The 20,471-nt window shown below is 57.6% G+C and carries 14 protein-coding genes; 8 read left to right on the top strand and 6 right to left on the bottom strand.

Going from position 1 to position 20,471, the window contains the following annotated elements:
* Positions 1 to 5 precede the first annotated feature (5 nt).
* Both AC3IX4_RS18085 and AC3IX4_RS18080 read left to right on the top strand, forming a co-directional pair.
* The gene (locus AC3IX4_RS18085) at positions 6 to 1,115 is read left to right on the top strand and encodes an acyl-CoA dehydrogenase family protein (RefSeq protein ID WP_489256776.1); all 1,110 of its coding nucleotides are present in this window, start codon (positions 6 to 8) and stop codon (positions 1,113 to 1,115) included.
* An 83-nt stretch (positions 1,116 to 1,198) separates the two neighbouring features.
* On the top strand, positions 1,199 to 2,284 hold the full coding sequence (locus AC3IX4_RS18080) for a Zn-dependent alcohol dehydrogenase (RefSeq protein ID WP_489256775.1): 1,086 nt from the start codon (positions 1,199 to 1,201) through the stop codon (positions 2,282 to 2,284).
* Positions 2,285 to 3,205: 921 nt separating this feature from the next.
* On the opposite strand, the gene AC3IX4_RS18075 is transcribed toward AC3IX4_RS18080, so the two are convergent.
* Positions 3,206 to 4,353, bottom strand: a protein-coding gene (locus AC3IX4_RS18075; protein WP_489256774.1) for an IS3 family transposase whose coding sequence is annotated in 2 segments (ribosomal slippage) — positions 3,206 to 4,101 and positions 4,101 to 4,353 — 1,149 coding nt in all. Because the reading frame shifts where the segments join, the coding sequence is not laid out codon by codon here.
* Between the two features lie 408 nt (positions 4,354 to 4,761).
* Here AC3IX4_RS18075 and AC3IX4_RS18070 point away from each other — a divergent pair.
* From AC3IX4_RS18070 to AC3IX4_RS18055, 4 genes are all read left to right on the top strand, one after another.
* A protein-coding gene (locus AC3IX4_RS18070) for an IS3 family transposase (protein WP_489256773.1) occupies positions 4,762 to 6,314 on the top strand; the annotation gives its coding sequence in 2 pieces (ribosomal slippage) (positions 4,762 to 5,224 and positions 5,224 to 6,314; 1,554 coding nt in all).
* Positions 6,315 to 6,410: 96 nt separating this feature from the next.
* On the top strand, positions 6,411 to 7,388 hold the full coding sequence (locus AC3IX4_RS18065) for an IS5 family transposase (protein WP_489256167.1): 978 nt from the start codon (positions 6,411 to 6,413) through the stop codon (positions 7,386 to 7,388).
* Between the two features lie 759 nt (positions 7,389 to 8,147).
* Positions 8,148 to 9,794, top strand: coding sequence for a group II intron reverse transcriptase/maturase (gene ltrA, locus AC3IX4_RS18060; RefSeq protein ID WP_489256427.1), 1,647 nt, complete (start codon positions 8,148 to 8,150; stop codon positions 9,792 to 9,794).
* A 540-nt stretch (positions 9,795 to 10,334) separates the two neighbouring features.
* Positions 10,335 to 11,444: a CaiB/BaiF CoA transferase family protein gene (locus tag AC3IX4_RS18055; protein WP_489256772.1), complete on the top strand. Its 1,110-nt coding sequence runs from the start codon at positions 10,335 to 10,337 to the stop codon at positions 11,442 to 11,444.
* Positions 11,445 to 11,629: 185 nt separating this feature from the next.
* Here AC3IX4_RS18055 and AC3IX4_RS18050 read toward each other — a convergent pair whose 3' ends face one another.
* The 4 genes from AC3IX4_RS18050 to phbB all read right to left on the bottom strand — a co-directional run bounded on the left by AC3IX4_RS18050 (position 11,630) and on the right by phbB (position 15,889).
* The gene (locus AC3IX4_RS18050; RefSeq protein WP_489256771.1) at positions 11,630 to 11,896 is read right to left on the bottom strand and encodes a hypothetical protein; all 267 of its coding nucleotides are present in this window, start codon (positions 11,894 to 11,896) and stop codon (positions 11,630 to 11,632) included.
* Positions 11,897 to 12,038: 142 nt separating this feature from the next.
* Complete coding sequence (phaC, locus tag AC3IX4_RS18045) at positions 12,039 to 13,742, bottom strand: class I poly(R)-hydroxyalkanoic acid synthase (RefSeq protein ID WP_489256770.1); 1,704 nt, start codon at positions 13,740 to 13,742, stop codon at positions 12,039 to 12,041.
* A gap of 157 nt (positions 13,743 to 13,899) precedes the next feature.
* On the bottom strand, positions 13,900 to 15,078 hold the full coding sequence (locus AC3IX4_RS18040) for an acetyl-CoA C-acetyltransferase (protein WP_489256769.1): 1,179 nt from the start codon (positions 15,076 to 15,078) through the stop codon (positions 13,900 to 13,902).
* A gap of 64 nt (positions 15,079 to 15,142) precedes the next feature.
* Positions 15,143 to 15,889, bottom strand: coding sequence for an acetoacetyl-CoA reductase (gene phbB / locus AC3IX4_RS18035; protein WP_489256768.1), 747 nt, complete (start codon positions 15,887 to 15,889; stop codon positions 15,143 to 15,145).
* A 276-nt stretch (positions 15,890 to 16,165) separates the two neighbouring features.
* On the opposite strand from phbB, the gene AC3IX4_RS18030 reads away from it, so the two are divergent.
* Positions 16,166 to 17,284, top strand: a complete 1,119-nt coding sequence (locus AC3IX4_RS18030) for an AraC family transcriptional regulator (protein WP_489256767.1) — start codon at positions 16,166 to 16,168, stop codon at positions 17,282 to 17,284.
* 15 nt (positions 17,285 to 17,299) lie between these two features.
* On the opposite strand, the gene AC3IX4_RS18025 is transcribed toward AC3IX4_RS18030, so the two are convergent.
* On the bottom strand, positions 17,300 to 19,657 hold the full coding sequence (locus AC3IX4_RS18025) for a DUF3141 domain-containing protein (RefSeq protein WP_489256766.1): 2,358 nt from the start codon (positions 19,655 to 19,657) through the stop codon (positions 17,300 to 17,302).
* A gap of 247 nt (positions 19,658 to 19,904) precedes the next feature.
* Here AC3IX4_RS18025 and AC3IX4_RS18020 point away from each other — a divergent pair, with 247 nt between their 5' ends.
* Complete coding sequence (locus tag AC3IX4_RS18020) at positions 19,905 to 20,471, top strand: phasin family protein (protein ID WP_489256765.1); 567 nt, start codon at positions 19,905 to 19,907, stop codon at positions 20,469 to 20,471.

Genomic DNA, 20,471 nt, shown 5'->3' with positions numbered 1-20,471 from the left:
CAGCAATGAATCAGCAGGGTGTGGACGATGGCACCCCTTCGCAATTGCAAAGCATGATCGCCGACAGCGTCGAGCGTCTGTTTGCCAAACACGTCACACGTGAGTTGCTCGAGCGCTTCGATGCTGGTCACAGCGCAGACTCGTTATGGCAAATGGTCGTCGACAACGGCCTGCCCGGCGCGCTGGTACCGGAAGCCTCGGGTGGCAGCGGCGCTAGCTGGCTCGATGCCAGCCCGGTGCTGCGCGCCATCGGCTACTGGCAGGCGCCTCTGCCGTTGTCGGAAACCATGCTCGGCGCTGCATTGCTGGCGCATGCCGGGCTGGAAGTGCCAGAAGGACCGATCACCCTGATTCAAGCGGGACGCCTTGGCGATCTGCGACTTGATCATGAGGGCCATCGCCTCGAAGGCCGAGCCGTCAATGTGCCGTGGGCCCGCAGTTGTCGCTGGGCGGTCGTTGCCGATGGCCAACGCCTCGCGTTGGTCGACTTGCGCCAGGCCGCCATCAGCCTGGCAACCGGTAGCAACTTCGCCGATGAGGCGCGCGACACCCTGGTTTTCGCCAACGCCAGCAGCCAGGCCATCGGTCACCTGCAACTGGCCGATCTGCATGAGCCGGTATGGCTGCTCGGTGCGCTGCTGCGTGCCTGCATGCTGGTCGGCGCGCTGGAATCTGCCGTTGACAAGGCGGTGCTGTATGCCAATGAGCGTATGCAGTTCGGCAAGCCGATTGGCAAGCAGCAGGTGCTGCAGCAATACCTGGCACAGATGGCCGGCGCCACCGGCGCAGCGCGCATGGCGGTGCAAGTGGCCTTACGCAGCGCGAGCGACGTATTCGCCGGGGCCGCTGGCAGCCGCAGCACCCTGGCATTCGACATCGCAGTGGCCAAGGTGTGTGCCGGCGAGGCCGCGACGCTGGCCGCATCGGTGGCGCATCAGGTGCATGGCGCGATTGGTTTTACCCATGAACACACCCTGCATTTTGCCACGCGTCGCCTTTGGTCCTGGCGTGACGAGTTCGGCAGTGATGCGCTTTGGGCCAAGGTACTGGGGCAGGCGGCCATTGCTGCGGGTTCCGAGGGATTCTGGGCAGGGCTGACCGATCGAAGTTTGTGAAGTGCTTTTGCTTGTCTAGTCACAGCGTGAACGGCCTGACCGATCACGCAAAGAAAACAATAATTTTTTTGTCGAGGTAAATCATGAAAGCTGCTGTATTCCATACGCCGGGTTCCCCTCTGGTCATCGAGGAAGTCGGGATCAGCAAACCGGGCCCGCGTGAAGTTCTGGTTCGCACGGTCGCTGTTGGTGTCTGTCATTCGGACCTGCATATCGTCGACGGAATGTATCCGCATCCAGCCCCAGTGGTGCTTGGCCACGAGGCTGCCGGTATCGTCGAGCAGGTGGGTTCGGACGTACGTACCGTCAAACCCGGTGATCATGTGGTCACGTGTCTCTCGGTCTATTGCGGCCACTGCGCACATTGCGTCACCGGTCACTTGTCGCTGTGCGTATCGCCGGAAACCCGCCGCAGCAAAGGCGAGGAGCCGCGCCTGACGTACGTGCAAAAGCCCATGCCGCAATTTGCCAACCTGTCTGCCTATGCCGAACAGATGCTGGTTCACGAGCATGCGCTGGTTGTCATTCGCCGTGACATGCCGCTTGATCGTGCTGCGCTGCTGGGCTGTGCCGTCACCACGGGGACTGGTGCAGTATTCAACACCGCCAAAGTGCGTCCCGGCGAGACCGTGGCTGTTCTTGGCTGCGGCGGCATTGGCCTGGCCGCGATCAATGGCGCGGTACTGGCTGGCGCCGGCCGTATCATTGCCATCGACATGCTTGACTCGAAGCTGGAGCTGGCCAGGCAGTTCGGCGCCACCGATGTGATCAATGCGAAAAATGGCGATACGGTACAACAAGTGGTGGAGCTGACCCGAGGCGGGGTGGATCATTCGTTCGAATGCATCGGCCTCAAGCAAACGGCCGAGCAGGCGTTCGGCATGCTCAAGCGCGGCGGCTGCGCCACGATCATTGGCATGATGAAGCCGGGTATCAAGCTTGAGATCGACCCTTTCCAGCTTTTGCAAGCGCGCCGCATCCAGGGTTCCATCATGGGCTCCAACCGTTTTCCGGTCGATCTGCCGAGACTGACCGATTTTTACATGCAGGGCCGACTCAAACTCGACGAGATGATTTCGCAGCGCATCAAGCTGGAAGACATCAATGTTGCTTTTGACGAGATGCGTCGCGGTGAGCTGGCGCGTTCGGTGATCGTCTTCGATCAATAAGTGTTTGCCTTGGGTTTTGCGTTGTTGTCCAAATCGAGCGCCGCCCGCGCGGCGCATCGCCGGCTAAAGCCGACTCCCACATTGGTTGCAACGTGCCATGGCCTGTGGGGTTGGGGTTGTTAGCCTTGGTGGTTCGGCTTTAGGTCTTTGTGGATTCGGGGTATTGCGCGTGGCTGACAACTCCACTCTCACAGGCCATGGCACGTTGCAACCAATGTGGGAGCCGGCTTTAGCCGGCGATGCGCCGCGCGGGCGGCGCTCGATCTCAAGAACAAAGGAAAAACCAAGGCAGGCACCTCGTGGGGCTCATGCGATCTGTTGACAGGCACTCTGCGGGTTCACCATGGGACCATGAGAATGAAGGGGGGAAGACCGTTTCAAGGCTTCCAAGCGCTTGCCTTGGGTTTTGTGCTGTTGCCCAAATCGAGCGCCGCCCGCGCGGCGCATCGCCGGCTAAAGCCGGCTCCCACATTGGTTGCAACGTGCCATAGCCTGCAGGATCGGCGTTGTTAGCTTTGGTGGTTCGGCTTTAGGTCTTTGTGGTTTCGGGGGTGTTGCGCGTGGCTGACAACTCCACTCTCACAGGCCATGGCACGTTGCAACCAATGTGGGAGCCGGCTTTAGCCGGCGATGCGCCGCGCGGGCGGCGCGCGATCTCAAGAACAAAGGAAAAACCAAGGCAGGCACCTCGTGGGGCTCATGCGATCTGTTGACAGGCACTCTGCGGTTCATGACGGGAGGAAGACCGTTTCAAGGCTTCCAAGCGCTTGCCTTGGGTTTTGTGCTGTTGCCCAAATCGAGCGCCGCCCGCGCGGCGCATCGCCGGCTAAAGCCGGCTCCCACATTGGTTGCAACGTGCCATGGCCTGTGGGGTTGGGGTGTAGTGGTCAAGTTTTTCCGGACACCTTAATCGGTGACTATTCAGGCTGCCTGGCGCTCGTACTGATTGGGTGAGACATACCCCAGTGTCGAGTGCAGGCGGCCTTCGTTGTAAAACCGCATGATGTAATCAGTAATGTCCTTGCTGGCCTCACCATGGTTGGCGTAATCCTTTCTCCAGACCCGTTCCATCTTCAGGTTCAGGAAGAAGCGTTCCATCACCGCATTGTCCCAGCAGTTTCCTTTTCGACTCATGCTGCAGAGCATCCCGTGGCGCTTCAACAGATCCTGATAAACGCTCCCTGCATACTGGCTGCCTCGGTCGGAGTGCATGATCAGGCCTGGCTCAGGTTGTCTTTGCGCAATAGCCAGTTGCAGGGCGCTGCACACCAACTCAGCACGCATATGAGGCGCCATGGACCATCCAACGATCTTGCGAGAGAACAAGTCCATGACTGTGGCCAGGTAAAGCCAGCCGCTACGTGTTCGGATGTAGGTAATATCCGCGACCCAGGCCTGATTGGCGCGCTCAGGATTGAACTGGCGATCAAGTAGATTCGCCGCTACTGGCAAGTCATGATTGCTGTCGGTGGTATGCACGAATTTGCGTTTCCAGATCGGTTGTAATCCCAGCTTTTTCATAAGTCCACGCACCTTGAAACGACCAATCGACGCGCCCTTGGCACGCATTGCCTCCAGCAAGCGTCGGCTGCCAAAGCAGCTTTCATTACTCTCGAAGAGAGTCTTGAGCTGGAGCGAAGTCGGGCATACAACGTCTGGCTGCAGGCTTCGCTGATGGGCTTCGTAATAGCCTGAACGACTGATCCGCAACACCCGGCAAACACGCGCCACCGGATAGGCCTTACGTTGTAATTGGTGAACCACCTGATGGATCACTTCAATTCGCGGGCAAAGAAGGCCGTAGCTTTTTTTAAGATGTCGTTGTCCATTTTCAGCTCACGAACCTGCTGTTCAAGCTGGCGAATGCGTTGCTGTTCACTGGTCAACGGTTTGCCGATTCCAGGACCCCCCTGTAGCTCGGCCTTGTACTGCTCTACCCAACGTCGAACCGCCGTATCGCTCAGGTTCATGTCGATGCAGACCGAGTTCACACTCTGGCCTTGATCAACGATCAGCTTGCAGATATCTAGCTTGAAAGCGGCATCGAATTTTCTGTATTTCTTGGTCATAGGGGACTCCTCTAGGGGTAGTTTCACCCATTGAGGTGTCCGGAGCTATTAGACCAGCTCAGGGTTGTTAGCCTTGGTGGTTCGGCTTTGGATTTTTGTGGTTTCGGGTGGGGGGCGCGTGGCTGACAACTCCAATCTCACAGGCCATGGCACGTTGCAACCAATGTGGGAGCCGGCTTTAGCCGGCGATGCGCCGCGCGGGCGGCGCTCGATCTCAAGAGCAAAGGAAAAACCAAGGCAGGCACCTCGTGGGGCTCATGCGATCTGTTGACAGGCACTCTGCGGTTCACCCTGTGAATGACGGGAGGAAGACCGTTTCAAGGCTTCCAGGCGCCCCCGGTGTCAGGATAGTTGTCGCCTCTCCGATTTTTCCTAAAAAAGCATATCGGGGGCGGAAAGAGACTGGTCGTGCCGTATTATTCACCTGAACGCAGAGCCGCATTGCTCAAGATGCTGCTTCCCCCACTGAGCCTGTCGATGGCCGAGGTTTCTCGGCGCGAAGGGGTCAGCGAAATGTCTTTGTCCAACTGGCGCAAGCAGCTCAGTTCTGAAGGAAATGCAGTGTCCGAAAACAAGCCGTTGACCGAGAACTGGTCAGCCGAAACCAAGTTTGCTGTCGTCCTTGAAACCGCCAGCTTGTCCGAGATCGACCTGGGCGAGTATTGCCGGCGCAAAGGCCTTTACCCCGAGCAAATCAGCGCGTGGCGACAAGCCTTCATTACCGGCCAGAAGTCGGATAAAGCCCTGCAAAAAGAGGATCGAGAGCAGTCGCGCAAGGATAAGAAGCGTATCCAGGAGCTTGAGCGAGAACTGCGCCGCAAAGATAAGGCGCTCGCTGAAACAGCCGCGTTGTTGGTGCTGCGAAAAAAGCTCAACGACTACTGGGGGACCGACAACGAGGACAACTGACGTCTTTGCCGCAACGGCAGTTGTTCGTTGACTGGCTGAGTGAAGCGGTCATGGCGGGAGCCAGAAAAATCCGGGCCTGCCAGGAGGTCGGTTTATCGCCGCGAACCCTGCAACGCTGGACCGAAACTGAAGTCGTTCAGGCCGATGCTCGAACGACGGTCGTGCGGCCAACGCCCTGTAACGCACTGAGCGAGGGCGAGCGACAGGTGATTGTGACGCTGTGCAACAGCTCTGAGTACGCCCATCTACCGCCGAGTCAGATCGTGCCGCGCCTGGCCGATCAAGGGCGTTATCTGGCGTCGGAGGCGACGTTTTATCGCGTCTTGCGGGCGGCGGGTCAACAGCAACACCGAGGTCGTAGCCAACGCCCCAGGCGGCATGCCGCACCGACGACGCATGCGGCCAAAGGGCCCAATCAGGTGTGGTCGTGGGACATCACCTATTTACCGTCGCCGATACGTGGAAAGTATTACTACCTCTATTTGATCGAAGATATTTACAGCCGCAAAGCCGTGGGCTGGGAGGTCTACGACGCGGAAAGCGGCGAGAAAGCCGCTGCGCTGCTGCAACGCAGCGTGAGCGGCGAGCAGTGTTTGCGCGAGCCTCTGGTGCTGCACTCGGACAACGGAGCGCCGATGAAATCGGTGACGCTGTTGAGCAAGATGTATGACCTGGGCATCACGCCCTCGCGGGGCCGACCGCGGGTCAGCAACGACAATCCCTACTCGGAGTCGTTGTTTAGAACGCTGAAATACTGCCCGCAATGGCCGCCGGATGGCTTTGCCAGCTTGGACGCTGCACGCGCTTGGGTGAGGGATTTCATGCGCTGGTATAACCACGAGCACCGGCATAGCCGTATCCGGTTCGTCACGCCAGCCGAGCGGCATCGAGGAATGGACCATCAGGTCCTGGCCCGACGGCATGAGTTGTATGAGCGAGCCAAGGAGAAAAAGCCGGAGCGGTGGTCAGGCCGGACGCGTAACTGGCAGCCGATCGGTACCGTGTTGTTGAACCCGGATCGAGAGCAACAGGTCGAGAAAAGAGCGGCATAGTTAGGGAGACGCTGCATAAATAGCCAACCGCCCCCGACCCTTGGCACACTGCACACCTTCAGCCAGCCATCCTCTTCGTGAGCCTCGTTACCCGACATGCAGAAGACCTTCTCCGAACTCGAATACGCCGGCAAGAAAAAGCGAACTCGCCGCGATCGTTTCCTGACTGATATCGAGCAGTTGGTGCCCTGGGCGCAATTGGAGGCGCAGGTGGCGCCGTTTTACGGCGACACCACAGGCAGGCGCGGGCGCCCCGCGATTGGGTTGTCGCGCATGCTGCGCATGTATGTCGTGCAGCAGTGTTTCGGTTTCTCCGATGAAGGTACCGAAGATGCTGTTTACGACAGCCAGGCCATTCGTGGATTTATGGGCATTGACCTGGGCCGCGAGTCGGCACCGGACGCCACTACCTTGCTGCGTTTTCGCCGCTTGCTGGAAACCCATCAGCTGACACGGGTGCTGTTTGAAACGATCAACCAGCATCTGGCCAATCGTGGTCTGTTGCTCAAGGAAGGCACCATTGTCGATGCCACCCTGATCGCCGCACCGCCCTCGGTCAAGAACCGAGAAGGCAAGCGCGACCCTGAGATGCATCAGGCCAAAAAAGGCAATCAGTGGCACTTTGGGATGAAGGCCCACGTTGGCGTCGACGCCACGTCGGGGCTGGTGCACAGCCTGGTGGGGACGGCGGCCAACGTGGCCGATGTCACCCAGGTCGACAAGCTGCTACACGGTGCCGAAACCTATGTCTCGGGAGATGCTGGATACACCGGTGCGGACAAGCGAGCGGAGCATGCTGAACGGGACGTTATCTGGTCGATTGCAGCACGGCCAAGCAGCTACCAGCATCACGGCAAAGACAGCGTGCTGTACAGGGCCAAGCGCAAGATCGAATACGCCAAGGCGCAACTGCGTGCCAAGGTAGAGCATCCGTTCCAAGTGATCAAAGTGCGCTTCAATCATCGCAAGGTGCGTTACCGCGGGCTGGAAAAGAACACCGCGCAGTTGTTTAGTCTGTTCGGGTTGGCCAATCTGATGCTGGCCAAGCGGTATTTCCAGCGCATGGCGGGATAAATCCGTCTGAAAGGCGGGGTTGGCCCGCTAATTAGCAAAATGGGGCCTGAAATCGGCCCCAGAAACGTGGAATAAGACCGGTAGGGCGAAAAAACCGGTTTGAAAATGGGGCTCGGTATGAATCGGTGATTTGTTCAGCGTCTCCCTAGACGGTTGAAGCGACAAGTACCTTGAAGTGCGACACGAAGTCGTTTGTAGAAGTTGTTCCCGCTTCAACTGAGGGAACCACCAATGTCACTTGGTGAATCTAGGAGTCTGAATAAAGAGCGACTCTGACAATGTAACGAAGCACTGCGAGGTGCGGGGTATCAATCGCGAGAGGCGTACTCTTCTGGCAGCCATACGCCGGTGTAGTGCTAGATAGTTGGTATGGTGAACACATGTGAATCTGCGCTAAAGGTCGTTAAGTTGAACAAGCGGAAATGGCTATTGCGCTTGAACCAAAACGGTAACGGAGGTGGGAAGAGCGCTTTTCAAGTGCGCCTTCGTGACCCGCACGCCTCCCGGCTCATAGCAGGCACCTAACCCGACATACTTCTGCAAGTGGAACGTGGGAACCCCGTATCGCGCCCTGCGGGGACAGTAGGCCGCAAGGTCTGCCAATGGCGGTGCGGGAACAGGATCGAGGACAAAGCGAACGCCGCCCTGTAATGGGACGGATAGGGATTGCAACATCACCCCACGCGAAAGCGGGCAGACTTCCTCTTGGTCTCTCTTCACAAGAGAATTTTTAGAACCATCTAAACGGGAGGAGAGCAAATGAATGCTGCAACACTGGCGTGTGCACCTTCCGGCGTGGCATGGGACGGCATTAATTGGATCGATGTCCAGCGCCATGTAAGACGGCTGCAAACGCGTATTGTGAAGGCCACCCAGGCCGGCAGGCACAACAAGGCGAAAGCCTTGCAATGGCTGCTGACCCACTCGTTTTGTGGCAAGGCATTAGCCGTCAAGCGAGTGACTGAAAACAAAGGCAAGAATACCCCCGGCGTGGACAAGGTGACGTGGAAAACGCCGAGGGCAAAGACCAACGCGATTGCGTCGTTGAAGCGGCGAGGTTACTCGCCTCTTCCGCTTCGGAGAGTGATGATTCCGAAAAAAAATGGCAAGACGAGGCCGCTCGGCATACCCGTGATGAAGTGTAGGGCTATGCAAGCGTTGCACTTGCTGGCCCTGGAACCGATCGCGGAAACCACCGCCGACCTGAATTCTTATGGGTTCAGGCCGGAACGCTCAACTGCCGATGCCGGTGAACAATGCTTCACTTGTTTGGCGCAAAAGGCGAGCGCGCAGTGGGTGCTGGAGGCTGATATTCAAGGCTGTTTCGACAAAATCAGTCACGACTGGATGATCACCAATATCTCAACGGACAAGGTGGTTTTAAATAAGTGGCTCAAGGCGGGATTCGTGTATCAAAACAAACTCTTTCCCACCGACTCCGGCGCCCCGCAAGGGGGCATAATATCGCCAGTGTTGGCAAACATGACATTGGATGGCCTCGAACTGATGCTCTCGGAAAAATTCCCGAAAGCGAAGAGAACAGGCCGGAAAATGAACATGGTGCGTTACGCGGATGACTTCATTATTACTGGTAATTCGAAAGAGTGGCTGGAACAAGAGGTCAAGCCCGCAGTGGTTGAATTTCTGGCAGAGCGTGGGCTAGTCCTGTCACCTGAAAAAACCAAAGTAACGCACATCAAGGATGGGTTTGACTTCCTCGGATGGAACATCCGCAAGTACAGCGGCAAGCTGTTGATGAAGCCGTCGAAAGCGAACGTCAAAGCGCATCTTGACAAAATCCGCGAAGTCATAAAGGCCAACAGGCCGGCTAAACAGACTGACCTGATAAAACAGCTCAATCCTGTGTTACGAGGATGGGCGAATTACCACAGCCATGTAGTCGCCAAGAAAACCTTTAATCGAATCGACTCCAACGTATGGTCAATGCTATGGCGATGGGCGGTAAGAAGGCACCCGAACAAAGGAGCCCGGTGGGTTAAGGAGCACTACTTCAAGACCAGAGGCACCCGAACTTGGGTATTTGCCGCAACAGAAGAAAGAAAAGATGGAGCGAAAAGGGAGCGCATCCTGCTCGCAGAGTCGGATACGCCAATACAGCGGCACATCAAGATCAAAGCGGACGCGAACCCGCACGACCCACAGTGGGAGCAGTATTTCGAGTCCCGATGGAGCAAGAAAATGCTGTACTCGTCGAAAGGTCGCGGGAAGCTTTACCGTGTCTGGCGGAGGCAAGATGGCATGTGCTCTACCTGTCAGAAACCAATCACAAAGAACACCCCTTGGGATGTTCGCTGTATTGTAAAACGGACTGACGGCGGATCAGATGCAGCAAGCAACCTGCAAATGCACCATCTCAATTGCCGTAGAAATCAGCAACACGCCTAAAACGAAGTTGGGTAACCGGGTGTCGAAAGATGCCTTAGTAGAGGCTTGAGCCGTGTGCGTTGAAAGGCGCATGCACGGTTCTTAGGGGGCTGGACGCGGGCAACCGCGTCTGGCTACCCGACAAACGCCGGGAGGAAGACCGTTTCAAGGCTTCCAGGCGCTTGCCTTGGGTTTTGTGCTGTTGCCCAAATCGAGCGCCGCCCGCGCGGCGCATCGCCGGCTAAAGCCGGCTCCCACATTTGTTGCAACGTGCCATGGCCTGTGGGGTTGGGGTTGTTAGCCTTGGTGGTTCGGCTTTGGATTTTTGTGGTTTCGGGTGGGGGGCGCGTGGCTGACAACTCCACTCTCACAGGCCATGGCACGTTGCAACCAATGTGGGAGCCGGCTTTAGCCGGCGATGCGCCGCGCGGGCGGCGCGCGATCTCAAGAGCAAAGGAAAAACCAAGGCAGGCACCTCATGTGGCTCATGCGATCTGTTGACAGGCACCCTACGGGTTCACCATGGCCCAACGCACAACTGGACGAGATAAGAGAAAACCCATGCTGAGCGACATCAAAATTGTAGAAATTTGCGGCATCGGCCCTGGGCCGTTTTGCGCAATGCATCTGGCCGATCTGGGGGCGCAGGTCATCGCCGTTGAACGCGGTGATCCCACCTCAAGCACGGGTGAGAAGAAAACCTCGAAAAACGCGATGAATCGTGGCAAGCGCTCTGTAATAGCCGACCTGAAAACGCCCGAGGGGCGCGAGGTCTTGCTGAAGCTGATCGAAAGCGCGGACGCGTTGATCGAAGGCATGCGCCCCGGGGTGATGGAGCGTCTCGGGTTGGGGCCAGAGGTGCTGCTGGCACGTAACCCGAAGCTGGTCTACGGGCGTATGACGGGCTGGGGCCAGAGTGGCCCGATGGCGCATGCGGCAGGCCACGACAACAACTACATCTCCCTGTCTGGGGCGATGTACTACTGCGGCACAGAGGGTGAAGCCCCGTCTCCCCCCATCACGCTGATCGGCGACATTGGCGGTGGGGCGCTCTATCTCGCGGTCGGTCTGCTGGCTGGGATCCTCAATGCGCGCAGTACGGGTAAAGGCACTGTGGTCGATGCAGCGATCGTAGACGGCTCGGCGCACATGATGCAGCTACTGATGTCGATGGCTTCCCGTGGCGGGATTCAAGAGCAGCGAGGCAAGAGCCTGCATGATGGCTCCCATTTCTACGCGACTTACTGTTGCGCCGATGGCCTCTACATTTCCCTCGGGGCGATGGAGCCACAGTTCTATGCGCTACTGCTGGAAAAACTGAACCTCATCGACGACCCTCGCTTCGCCAAACAATGGGATATGAGTCGCTGGGGTGAAATGCGCGCGGCGTTCGAGGAAATCTTTATCAGCCATACTCGCGCGCAATGGTGCGAGCTTTTCGAAGGTACAGACGTGTGTTTCGCTCCGGTACTCAGCCCACGTGAGTCTTCCAGGCATCCACACATGGTCGAGCGAGGCGTGTATTTCGAACGTGATGACATGTTGCAGGCGCACCCCGCACCGCGCTTCGACGGTCAAGTGGTGACGCCGGGGGCGATACCGACCCGTGGCGCACATACAGAACACGTCATGGCGGCGCTTGACGCGAATAGCGCGGGTCTTTGGTCCTGAGTGTATCGCCAGCATGGTGTTGGTAGCACGGCTATCCCCGGATTTGGCTTCACACAATCTGCACGAGGTCGCCTTTTTTCCGTGTTATGGAATCTCGACGAACATGCCCATCATGATGTTTCGCGCGCAAGCACCGTTGAGAGTGGAGTAGTACGCGGATCACCGGTAGCGATCCGCGCGAATGCTTACTCTGGCATTGTCCAGGATTGCAGCTTGTAGCCCTCCTGGCTTAACTCGGCGCGCACCTCTTCCAGCAGGCTTTCCAGCTGTGCCGGGTCGCAATAGGCACTGCTTGGAATCTGTTTGCGGCCAATACGAGTGCTGGCCCGGTCGATGATGGTCAGGCTAAGTTCGCCATTACCGTCTTGCCCAGCCCAGGCGACGCATTGAAAAGGTTCGAATGCGTTGCCGGCAATCAAAAGTGCTTCGTTGATGCGCAGCGGGGTGCTCATGGGGCTTCTCTCCTTGTACCCAAATAAATGATGTGCCGTCGGGGCTTTGTCAGCGACCTGAAGCCCGCACAAGGCGGGCTTCATTACTCGTTTTCGATCAGTCTTACTTCGACACAACCCACATCTGGCCCACAGCCGTCTTTCATTGCTTTACATAACTGCCTGGCGCCGGCTCCAGAGGCGGGAATTTGGTATTCCCGGTGTGCGCAACCGCGGGTTGGCGCTCACCAGAGTGCCCGGCCAGCCAGTTGAACCAGTCATTCCACCAGCTGCCAGGATGCTGTTCGGCATTCTTGAACCAGGTCTCCGGGTTTTTAGTGACCCGATTGTTGGTCCAGTAATGGCGCTTCTGCTTGGCAGGCGGATTGATGACGCCGGCGATATGCCCAGAAGCACCCAGTACAAAGCGCTTGGTCCCGGAGAGCAGGTTAGTGCTGGCGTAGGCACTCTTCCAGGGCACGATATGATCGTCATGGGTGGCAAGGATGTAAGCGGGAGCGTCAATTGCACGAAAATCCACCGTGTTCCCGCAGCACTCCAGCTCTCCTGATTTCAAATCGTTCTGCAGGTAGGTGTGGCGCAGGTACCAGCAGTACATCGGGCCCGGAAGATGGGTGCTGTCGTTATTCCAGAACAGCAGATCAAGCGGAGTCGGCTTCTGCCCCTTGAGGTATTTGTCGACGTTGTAGTTCCACCACAAATCGTTGGGACGCAGCAAAGAGAAGGTATTGCCCATGTCCTCGCCACGAAACAGACCGATGGGGCCATTCACGCCACCGATGGTGCGCTCGCGGTAGGTCACCAGTTCTTCGTCGACGAAGATGTCGATGGGACCGGTATCCAGGTAATCAAGGAACGTGGTCAACAGGCTCACGCTGGCGATCTCTCGGTCGCCACGTGCAGCAAGTACGGACAGTGCAGTGCTCAACAGGGTGCCGCCGATGCAAAAACCCACGCAATTGAGTCGCTGCTCGCCACTGATATCGCGAGTCACTTGCAGTGCGTTAATCACGCCGTGCTCAATCAGGTCATCCCAGGTTGTGCCTGCGTGCTCCTTATCAAAGTTGCGCCAGGACATCATGAATACGGGATGTCCCTGCTCCAGCAGGTGGCGGACCATCGAGTTGTCCGGGCGCAGATCAAGGATGTAGTACTTGTTGATCGACGGGGGTACTACGAATACCGGGTGCAGGTACTGGGTTTCGCTTTGCGGGTAGTACTGAATGAGTTGGAAGAGGTGATTCTCGAAGACGATTTCGCCGGGGGTGTTGGCCAGGTCGACGCCAACCTTGAAGGCGCCGCTATCGCACTGGCGCATCTTGCCTTGGCTCATGTCACTGGCCAGATGTTGCAGACCTGTAAACAGGCTGGCACCTTGAGTGTCAACCACACGCTGGAGCGCATCAGGGTTACTGACCAGGAAATTGCTTGGCGCACTGGCGGCAATGGCTTGCTCCACCAGATAGCGCAGGCGTTGGCGCGGTTTTTTTTCGTCGATCAGCAGCTTGTCGAGCAGTTTCAGAAGAAAGTTGGCATTGAGCAGGTAAAACGCAGCGAGGGAGCCGAACAGTGGCGCGCTCCAGTTGCCACTGGCGAAGCGTCGATCGTCGAAGCTCAAGGGTTGTCCGGTCAGCAGCTGTTGGCCGAGTTGGCCCCATTGCAGGTGGTAGTCCGCTTGAAGACTGTTCAGGGTTTCGCCAGGCAGCTTGAACCAAGCGTCGTGATCATGCCCGGAAAACCAGGGATTGGTGCTGACCCATAGGCGCAATTGCTGCACTGCAAAAGACGCGACGAACGGAATCTGGCCTGACCAATAGGCGTTGAATGTATGCGCGTTGTTGTCCATAAAGTTCCTTGCCCATACAAATGAGCCGGGCAGAAAAAAGCCGCGCTTGCCGGACTCCGGCGTAGCGACGGCCGGAATGCGGGCCGCATTGTGTGACGCCAATGTGATGCGCGGACTTGGGGCCCAAGCCCGCGCATGGGTCACTGGATGCCGTGGATTAGCGCTCGATGGCCAGGCCGACGCCTTGTCCGCCACCGATGCACAAGGTGGCCAGACCCTTCTTGCCGTCGCGACGAATCAGTTCGTGCACCAGCGACACCAGGATACGAGCCCCTGACGCGCCGATCGGATGGCCAAGGGCGATCGCGCCACCGTTGACGTTGACTTTGCTGGTGTCCCAACCCAACTCTTTGCCAACCGCCAGCGACTGGGCGGCGAAGGCTTCATTGGCTTCGATCAGGTCCAGGTCCTCGACGCTCCAGCCGGCTTTTTGCAGAGTCAGTCGTGTCGCCGGGACCGGGCCAATGCCCATGATCGACGGGTCCACACCGGCGCTGGCATAGGCTTTGATCCGTGCCAATACTGGAAGGCCCAGCGCTTGTGCTTTGGCGGCGCTGGCCAGCAACAGCACGGCCGCACCATCGTTGAGGGTCGAAGCGTTGCCGGCGGTCACGCTGCCGTCTTTCTGGAATGCCGGCTTGAGTTTCTCTAAGGCTTGCGCAGTGCAGTCGATACGGGGCTGTTCGTCGGTGTCGAAGACCAGTGGTTCGCCCTTGCGCTGGGGAATCAGGATCGGGGTGATCTCGCTCTGAAAGCGCCCACCCTCAATGGCCGCTGCGGCCTTCTGTTGCGAGGCGGCAGAGAAGGCATCCTGTGCTTCACGAGAGATCTCGTACTTTTGCGCCAAATTCTCAGCGGTGATGCCCATGTGGTAGTCGTTGAAGGCGTCCCACAGGCCATCCTGGATCATGCTGTCTTGCAGTTGCGCATGCCCCATGCGCAGGCCAGTGCGTGCCTTGGGCAGGACATAGGGGGCCAGACTCATATTTTCCTGACCGCCAGCGATGATCAACTCGGCGTCGCCGCAACGGATTGCCTGAACGGCGAGCTGGACCGCCTTGAGACCGGAGCCGCAGACCTTGTTCAGGGTCAGGGCGGGCGTGGTATGTGGCAAGCCAGCCTTGATCGCTGTTTGACGTGCCGGATTTTGCCCGGCGCCGGCAGTCAGTACCTGGCCGAGGATCACTTCATCTATCTGAGCTGCATCGATACCCGTCTGCTCCAGCAGGCGGCGAATGACTGCGGCACCCAGCTCGGTCGCGGGAATTGCAGACAAAGCACCCTGGAAACTGCCGATGGCGGTACGAGTAGCGGCAACGATTACAACTTCGTTCATGCGTGACCTCATGGAAAAGACAAAACTCGTCGAACAGGCCGGGGCATTCATGCCCTGGTCGGGGTTACTGCATGTTCATGCCGCCGTTTACCGAGAAGTCGGCGCCGGTGCTGTAAGCGGACTCATCGGAGGCCAGCCAGGCCACGATTGAGGCGATCTCTTCGGGTTGGCCAAGGCGACCGACCGGTGTTGCTGCGATCATGCTGTCGAGAATGTCCGGGCGTATTGCCGCAGTCATTGAGGTCTGGATGTAGCCTGGGGATACGGTATTGACGGTCACGCCCTTGCCGGAGACTTCCCGGGCCAGGGCCATGGTGAAGCCATGGATGCCGGCCTTGGCGGCGCAGTAGTTGGTTTGACCGAACTGACCGCGCTGACCGTTGATCGAGGAGATGTTGATGATCCGCCCCCAACCGTTGGCCAACATGCCTTCAATGACTTGCTTGGTGGTGTTGAACAGGCCCGTCAGGTTGGTCCCGATCACGCTGTTCCAGTCTTCTGGGGTGAGCTTGCGAAAGGAGGCATCGCGAGTGATGCCAGCGTTGTTGACCAGCACATCGATCGGGCCGAATTGTTCACGAGCCATCTCGAAAGCCTTGCAGGTCGACTCCCAATCGGTGATGTCGCCATAGATGCACTCGAACTGATAACCCGCCGCCAGTTGGCTGGCAATCCAGTCGTTCTTGCGGCTGGAGTCAGAGCTGCAGCCGACGATTACCTTGAAGCCTTCCTTGTACAGGCGTTGGCAAATCGCCGTGCCAATCCCACCCATACCACCGGTTACCAACGCAATACGACTAAGTGACTTCATACACTTGTTCCCTTTGATATGGTGCGTTGCAAGATGGGTGGATTGTTCGGTACGACGGGGGTCAGGAGGAAGTGTTGGGAGGTGACTGCTTCGTGTCCAACAGTGCCACTGGGGTGTTTTGGTCAGCTGGCAAAAATGGAGGCGTATCTATACCGGGATCAATACTTCAAACTCAACGAGCCGTTCATATTCGTGCAACATTGCTGAAATATGTTCAACGCATATCAGTAACGGCTCCCGACAGGATGTTCGGTTCCACAGGTCATTGAGGACGCCATGTATAGAATGAGTTCAGGTTATGCCAGCGTGCTGGCGAATACGCTCTCGGCTCAAGGACTGGATATTGCCAGTCTGTGCCAGGCGGCGGGACTTGATGGCAAGGTCGCGATTGAACCGGGTGCATTCTGCGAGCGAAGCGATATCTATTCTCTTTGGGGCCTGGCAGCCCAGGCCCTGGAAGATCCGAACATCGGTTTGAAAGCCTATGGGAATCTCCATCCCGGCGTTTTTCAGATCGTGGGCTACACGATGATGTCCAGTTCGAATCTGAAAAGGGCGTTCGAACGTCTGGTTCGTTTCAGCCCGTTGATTGGAACTGGATTCAGCCTTTTCTTTGTCCAGGAGCAGCAGCATTACCGTCTGGCCAGCCTCGATCATCTGCAATGTGGCTCGGTCAAGCCTCGTCAATATACCGATGCAAAACTGGCTTCTCTGCTGGGTTTCTGCCGCTGGCTGGCAGGTGGCAAGTCGCCGCAGCCGCTGAGTGTTGAGTTCACTTATCCGGAACCTGAAGACACCTCGGAGCATCAGCGGCTTTTTGGCTGTCCGCTGCATTTCGGGGCTGCTTATGACAGCATCTTGTTCGATGGTGAGGAGCTTGTGCGTCCTCTGAGTATGGCCAACGAGGCGCTGGCTGTACTTCATGACAGTTTTGCCGAGGCTCAGCTGGACCTGTTGTCCGGCTTCTCCATTGCGGGCAGGATTCGCGCGCTGATTACCGAACGTTTGAGCCAGGGGCAAGGACAAGGGCCATGTGATATGGAGTCGATAGCGCAGGCACTGAGCCTCAGCAAGCGAACGCTTCAACGAGGCCTTGAGAAGGATGGCACGCAATTCAAGGATGTCCTGAACGATGTACGCCGGCAGTTGGCCGACTTCTATCTGCGCCATTGTCATTTCAATATGAAACATGTGGCTTATCTGCTCCGCTTTCATGACCACAGTAGCTTCCATAAGGCGTGCACCCGCTGGTTTGGTATGACCCCCGGTCAGTATCGAACTGATGAGTCATCGTTTGAGGTCGAGGAAGCCGCGCAGATCCTGTCCATGAACCCCGTCGATCTGCGCAACGGTCAAAAGATCGCAGGCTCCTACGCCGAACGGGTACACCCGTAATTCCTTGATTAATATTCATTTGGGCTTGGGGGCTTTCGACCTTTTGCTCACTTTGCGTTTTGGTTTTGTAACAACGAGGGTGTCTGCTTCACCGGGCGGTTGGGTCAGGCTAAAACCTGGCAGGGGGACTTCGAGTAGCGCGTGCAATTCACGCCATAATTCGCCGCAAGCGTAGGTAGTTGTCAGCAGTTCAGGCATTAATTGCCCAACGACCGTCAGAACCTGTAGGCGTGACTTGGCCTCTGGAAGTAGCAAGGGCAGGTTGTGCAAGCTTTCTTGCGGGTGGGCAAAAACCAGCAGGTTCTGCAATCGGATGGCTTCGCGCAGGGCGGCGGGCGTATCGCTGTGGTCCTGGACCAGCAGATGCACCTGCTGGATCAGTTTTTCGATACTTTCCTTGCTTGCACTGTCACTGTTGCGGGCCAGCAGAAACAGAATCCGCACCAAGGCCTCCAATGGGCCGCCAAGGGGCAGCGCATCCTGCAGGCGCTCGATCAGAGCCTGGTCCTGCAGGTCTGCATGTGCCTGGAGATTTCGCGCAGGCTTGTTGCTGGCAAAGGTACTCAGCGCGCCGTAAACGCCGTAGAAACACAGCTCCTGGATGGCGCCACGCACATCGCGATACGCATTCAGGGCGTCTTGCGCCTGGTTGGAGAACAGCTCCTGCCAGGCAAGCAGCGGGTTACCTTGGCTTGCGGGACGACGGTCGCTGCGCGTTTGGGCGGCGCTTCCTGCCAGCCACCACAGTGCCGGATTCAGGCTGCTCCATAACACGTGTTGCTGATGGAAGGGGTGGGCTTTGCGCATCAGTTCGGCACTGGACTCGTTGATCATCTGGCGCAGCCAAGGACGTACGAAAACGTCGTAAACCGTGCTGTTGATTTCAGAAGCACGTTCTACTAAAGCGAATTCACGATCATCATCACGGGGCGGCTTGCCGTCACCGTGGATATCAGCGATACGCCTCGATTCGAAACGCACAGAATATTGTGTGTCACCGCCCTCTGAAGGCTCAGGCAGATCGTCAATCAGCATTTCATACAGCCCCGCCGGCAGCGCGTTGAGGGCGTCAACCGCACCGAGCAACTCACGGTGCTCACGCCGCGCCACCTTACCGGAAACGAATATCCCCAGATGGCCGATGCTGGCATGCCGCAGATAGACGATGGTGCGTCCAGCGTCATGCAAAGCGAGATCACTGGGGTAGACATCGGTGATCCAGTTCAATGCCTGCTGTGGAGGGGTGATGTTGTCTCCATAGGAACAGAACACCACCACCGGTACTTCGATCCGTTTCAGGTCGATGCCGATGCTCTTGCGGCCAAGTCCGGCGGACAACTGGTTGCCGATGAAAAGGTCATCGACAATCTTCTCGATTTCTTCGCCATTGAGCAGGGTTGGGCTGCCCCACCAGCGTTCGAAGTCGAGAAAACGCCCGGCCTCGCTGTCGATCTGGCTGAACAGCTGGTAGTACTTGCCCCAATAGGTGTTGGCCGGGTCCAGGTTCTCGAAGTTGCTGACCAGCCAGGTACCGTCGAAGCGGTTATTGCCCAAGTCGCTGCCCAGGCGAGTCATCCAGCCTCCACCCAGCAGTCCACCGGTATAGCGCATCGGATTGCGTCCATTGACACCGGCCCAGTATGACAAGGGGGCACCGTTGATAATGATCAATCCCGGCAGTTCCGGTCGAGTTGCCGCCAGTCCCATCAAGGCCCAGCCGGCCTGGCAGTTACCGATGATGATCGGCTTGCTGTTGGCCGGGTGACGGGCGCTGACGACTTCGATGAACCGGGCCTGGGCTTGGGCGATATCAGCCAGGGTTTGCCCAGGCTGTGGTGAGTGACTGAAAGAGATGAAATAGGTGGGGTGGCCGGCTCTGAGGCTTTCACCTAATACCGAATCCTGTTTGAAGCCGCCGATGCCCGAGCCGTGGCCGCCGCGTGGGTCAATGATGATCACCGGCTGGCCGTTGCTGTCGATTCTTTGCTCAGGTCCTGGGAGGATTCGCAACAGAGAATAGTTGACCGGGCGTGGGAGATCGGAGCCTGCGATCAGGGTTTCATGATCGAACTTGAGCAGCAGCGGATACCCGGCGCGTGCATGGGCCAGCGTGTTGTCGCCGCGCTGGCGCAGGGTGTCCCAGAACAGCAGGCTGCGTTGGCTGAGGTCGGTGAAGTATTCCAGCCAGTCAGCGGGCGAGGGTGGTCTGAGTTGACCCCGAGTCAGGGGCGCGAGGGTTTTTTCCCGGCGCTGGCGCAAAGCATCGAGGACGTTCAGGGTATTGAGGCGCTGCAGATGACTCAGGTGTTCGAACAGGCCGTGTTGAAAGGAAAGCTTTTCATATTGCGATGCAATAATTTCTTCCTGGTCCATGATGCTCTCCTGGCGTTATGCATGAGAAGCCGCTGCCTGCGCCTCATGAATCAAGAGTGCTTGGCTGCCGTTCGATGCTGGAGTCTAGAACGAATAGAGGAAGGCGGGGGAAAATTTTGTGCGGCGCACAAAAAAACGTTGCCAAAGGAATTTGTGCACTGCAATATCAAGGCTAACGTGATGATCAGCAGGATCGCTATCGCGTCCTCAGGCCTATGTCGGTCTTTCAGAATCAGGAGATTCAAGCATGTCTTTTTTTAACTCGGAAAAATTGCAAGAAGCTCAGAAAGCCAACCTAGACGCCCTGCAGCAAATCAGCGGCAAAATCTTCGCCAGCGTTGAACAGTTCACCCAATTGCAGATCAAGACGCTGCAGGCTTCCACCGAGGAGCAGTTGGACGGTTTTCGCAAACTGCTGGCAGTCCGTGATCCACAAGGGTTCGCTGAGCTCCAGGCTTCTTTCACCCAGCCAAATGTGCAAGCCGAACGCCTGGCTGAGTTCAATCGCCAAGTGCAAGCGCTGATTGTTGGCACCCAGTCGGAAATCGCCGAACTGACCACGCGTCAGGTCGAGGCGGGCACCCAGCAGGTGCAAGAGTTCGTTGAAGTGATCAGCAAAAATGCGCCGGCTGGCTCCGAGCCTGTTGTGGCAGCGTTCAAGTCGTCGCTGGCGAATGCCGGCACCGTTTTTGAAAGCGCACAGAAAGCCGTAAAACAGGCTGCTGACGTTGCCCAGAGCGGTTTTGACGCAGCGACTGCAGCAGCCGGCAAAGCCGCCCCAGAGGCAGGCAAAGCAACAAGCGGTAACAAGTAA

This window comes from Pseudomonas sp. KH_021, assembly GCF_057838865.1.
The sequence above is the reverse complement of the archived record's forward strand: the minus strand, read 5'-3'. Positions and strand labels throughout refer to the sequence as shown.